4 protein-coding genes are annotated in these 2,827 nt (G+C 30.4%); 3 read left to right on the top strand and 1 reads right to left on the bottom strand.

Features of this window, described 5'->3' with window-relative positions; all coding sequences use genetic code 11:
* Together WBG30_RS08680 and rbsB are read left to right on the top strand one after the other, a co-directional pair.
* A partial coding sequence (locus WBG30_RS08680; RefSeq protein ID WP_424504257.1) for an ABC transporter permease subunit occupies window positions 1-213 on the top strand: 213 nt, incomplete at its 5' end.
* Window positions 214-228: 15 nt separating this feature from the next.
* Window positions 229-1,101, top strand: a complete 873-nt coding sequence (rbsB, locus tag WBG30_RS08675) for a ribose ABC transporter substrate-binding protein RbsB (RefSeq protein WP_424504256.1) — start codon at window positions 229-231, stop codon at window positions 1,099-1,101.
* Between the two features lie 373 nt (window positions 1,102-1,474).
* On the opposite strand, the gene WBG30_RS08670 is transcribed toward rbsB, so the two are convergent.
* A complete protein-coding gene (locus WBG30_RS08670) occupies window positions 1,475-1,879 on the bottom strand; it encodes a helix-turn-helix domain-containing protein (protein ID WP_424504255.1) in 405 nt (134 codons plus the stop codon).
* A 228-nt stretch (window positions 1,880-2,107) separates the two neighbouring features.
* On the opposite strand from WBG30_RS08670, the gene ulaG reads away from it, so the two are divergent.
* On the top strand, window positions 2,108-2,827 hold a 720-nt coding region (gene ulaG / locus WBG30_RS08665; RefSeq protein WP_424504254.1), incomplete at its 3' end, for an L-ascorbate 6-phosphate lactonase.

Genomic DNA, 2,827 nt, shown 5'->3' with positions numbered 1-2,827 from the left:
TATGAACTAGATGCCATTGCAGCAGTAGTATTAGGTGGGACTTCACTTTCTGGAGGAGTGGGAAGTATATCAGGAACTATAACAGGAGCACTCATCATAGGAGTATTAGGAAATGCATTGAATTTATTAGATGTGTCTTCGTATTATCAGATGATGATAAAGGCGTTAGTTATATTAGCAGCAGTTTTAATTGATAGAAAAACACATAAATAAAAAGGGGGCTAAAAAATGAAAAGAACATTGAAATTGTTAGTTGTAGGACTTTGTATTGGGATGATGTCAACGGTAGCTTTTGCCAAAGGGAAGGTAGGATTAGTGGTATCTACTTTAAATAATCCTTTCTTTGTAGATCTAAAAGAGGGAGCACAGGATGAAGCTAAAAAACTAGATATGGAACTTATAGTTTTAGATTCTCAAAATGACCCAGCTAAAGAATTATCAAATGTAGAAGATCTAATTGTAAGAGGAGTAGATGTAATATTAATCAATCCTACAGATTCAGATGCAGTATATAGAGCTGTAAGAAGTGCTAACAGATCAAAAGTACCAGTAGTAACTTTAGATAGAGGCGCAAACAGGGGAGATGTAGTTACTCATATTGCATCGGATAATACAGCAGGAGGAAGAATGGCTGGGGAATTTATCTTAGAAAAGTTAGGAAAAAATGCTAAAATAGTTGAATTAGAAGGAATTCCAGGAACAACTGCCGCAAGAGATAGAGGAAAAGGATTTAACGAAATAGCTAAAGGAAACTTAGATGTAGTAGGTAGGCAAGCTGCGGATTTTGATAGAACTAAAGGACTTAATGTAATGGAAAATATGATTCAAGCTCAACCAAAAATAGATGGTGTATTTGCTCATAATGATGAGATGGCATTAGGAGCATTAAGAGCTATAGGAAACAACAAAAATATCTTAGTGGTAGGATTTGATGCTACTGATGATGCTATAAAATCAGTGAAAAAAGGTGAGATGGCAGCGACTGTAGCTCAACAGCCTAAGATGATTGGATCTCAAGGTGTAGAAACAGCAAACAAGATAATCAAAGGAGAAAAAACTCCTAAGTTTATACCTGTAAAATTACAATTAATAACAAAATAGTAAAATTATATTAGAATGGGGAGGAAGAAATTTCTTCCCATTTGATTTATAAAATATTAGATTGAATAAAGCAAGTAATTTGGCTTTAAATTAGATAAAAAATTAAGTAGAAATCTTTAGATTGATGTAGAGTTAATTACGTTAATTTGAAGTTTTTTTAAAAAAATAGTTAAACAGAAAGGATTATAGTGGAATAATGATTAAAAATAAAAAAGTTTAAGAAAAAAATTAATTTAGTGTTAGATGCTTTGAAAAAAGAAATTCAAAACATAGACACTAGACTTTAAAGTAAGATTTTTTCAGGATTATAAATTCGATATTAAAATAAGATTTTGAAATATTGATTGAACTCTATTAAACTTCCATAATAAAACTATTTTTTTATAATAAGTTCTAGGTATTTTTCTACTAATTCAAATTCCTCTTCTGAAAATTTTCTCATATAATTAACCATTTTTTCCATTTTTAGTTCTTTTTTTGTTGTTTTGCGGTTGTCATTTAAAAGATCATTTTGAATATCACTGATGTCTTGATTTGTGTATCCGATAATTTTAAAAAGTGTAAGGTGATCTATTTTTAGTTCTTCTGCTATTTTTTTTAATAGCAAAGGATTAGCTTTAGAGTGCTTTCCAGATTCTAAATTTGATAAGTAAGCATTACTGATACCAATTCTAGTTGCCATCTCTCTCAAACCTATATTTTTATTGATTCGATGAGAACGAATATAATTTCCTAACGCGATTAAAGAATTGTGATCTATTTTTAAGTATCCAGACATAAAGCAGCTCCTACAAGTGAATTAAATTATCTAAATTTTATCATGAAAAAAATAAAAAAACAATATTTAAATTATTTAGCCTAACAAAATAAAGGGTTTTATGAACTGTTACGATTTTTTTTGTTTCATTTCTTGACTATTCGTTCTGTATATAGTATATTTAAATTGTAAACAGTGTTAACAAATTGCTAACAGAATATGTTTTGTGTTAATTTAGGAGGAAAAAATATGAATGTCAATGAAATTACAAAAGAAAAGTGGTTGATGGATAACTTTCCTGAATGGGGAACTTGGCTTAATGAAGAAATAGAAGAAGAAGTAGTAACTCCGGGAACATTTGCTATGTGGTGGTTAGGATGTACAGGACTTTGGGTAAAATCAGAGGGGAATGCAAATATTTGTATAGATTTTTGGGTAAAAAGTGGTAAAAGAAGTAAAAAAAATAAATTAATGAAAGAACAACATCAACATCAAAGAATGATAGGGTGTGTAGCATTGCAACCAAATCTTAGAAATTCACCATGTGTGTTAGATCCTTGGGGAATAAAAGAATTAGATGTAGTGTTAGCAACTCATGATCATGGAGATCATATCTGTTACTATACAGCAGCAGCAGTTTTACAAAACTGTGATGAATCAGTTAAATTTGTTGGACCAGAAGCATGTACAGATCTATGGAAAAGTTGGGGTGTACCTGCTGAAAGATGCATAACTGTAAAACCTGGAGATACAGTTAAAGTAAAAGATACTGAAATTATAGCTTTAGATTCATTTGATAGAACAGAATTAGTTACAGCACCAAAAGGGATGATATTAAAAGATAGCCCAGTAAGAGATATGGATAAGTTAGCAGTTAATTATTTAATAAAAACACCTGGTGGAAGTGTTTATCATAGTGGAGATTCTCATTACTCAAACTATTTTGCTAAACATGGTAATGATCATAAA

Origin of the sequence: Psychrilyobacter sp., from assembly GCF_049671765.1 — a bacterium.
In the GTDB taxonomy this organism is placed as follows: domain Bacteria; phylum Fusobacteriota; class Fusobacteriia; order Fusobacteriales; family Fusobacteriaceae; genus Psychrilyobacter.
Note: the sequence above shows the minus strand (reverse complement) of the source record. Positions and strands in the feature narration are given on the sequence as shown.